Origin of the sequence: Massilia sp. CT11-108, from assembly GCF_047302915.1 — a bacterium.
GTDB lineage: Bacteria > Pseudomonadota > Gammaproteobacteria > Burkholderiales > Burkholderiaceae_D > Telluria > Telluria orientalis.
The window spans coordinates 1-753 of record NZ_JBKYMO010001084.1 but is presented as its reverse complement, the minus strand read 5'-3'; the positions used below and the strand labels follow the sequence as shown (position 1 = coordinate 753).

Annotated in this window: 2 protein-coding genes; both read left to right on the top strand. The window is 66.7% G+C overall.

Annotation, left to right across the window (positions count from 1 at the left end; all coding sequences use genetic code 11):
• The coding region (locus tag ACEN88_RS33285; protein ID WP_413346591.1) for a hypothetical protein at positions 1-250 on the top strand (250 nt) is incomplete at its 5' end.
• A 1-nt stretch (position 251) separates the two neighbouring features.
• On the top strand, positions 252-753 hold a 502-nt coding region (sctJ, locus tag ACEN88_RS33280), incomplete at its 3' end, for a type III secretion system inner membrane ring lipoprotein SctJ (RefSeq protein WP_413346589.1).

Here is a 753-nt window from a genome sequence, read left to right as displayed (position 1 = left end):
GTCCTGGCGCGCGCACGGGCCGTCGGCGATGACCGAGGCCGTCACGCGCCAGGACCATGCCTTCGCCGAATTCGGCGGGCGGATCGACCGGTTTGCCGCCGAGGCGCCCTACATGTCGCAGCAGGAACTCGTTGGCGCCACCACGAAGATCCAGTTCGAGGCGGCGCAGATGGCGTGCAAGATGTACGGCGGCCAGATGGTGGCCCAGGGCGTCAAGACGTCGGTGCAGACTTTGATGAAGAACCAGTGATATGGCAAACCATGTGAACCTGCTGAAGGCGTGCGCGCTGGCGTCCGTGACGGCCCTGCTGCTGAGCGGTTGCAGCAAGCAGCTGTTCGCGCACCTGCCCGAGCGCGACGCCAACGAGATGCTGGCGGTGCTGCTCGAGGCCCAGGTCGATGCCTCGAAGCAGTCCGACGACGGCGGCAAGACCTGGAACGTCGACATCGACGGCGACCAGTTCGCCCGCGCGATGGACGTGCTGCGCGCGCACGGGCTGCCGCACCAGCGCTTCCAGAACCTGGGCGACATGTTCAAGAAGGACGGCCTGATCTCCACGCCCACCGAGGAGCGCGTGCGCTTCATCTACGGTGTCTCGCAACAGCTGTCGGAGGTCCTGTCGCGCATCGACGGCGTGGCCTACGCGAACGTGCAGATCGTCCTGCCGAACAACGATCCGCTGGCGGCCACGGTCAAGCCGTCGTCGGCGGCGGTCTTCATCCAGTATTTGCCCGGCACGGACGTGGCCACGC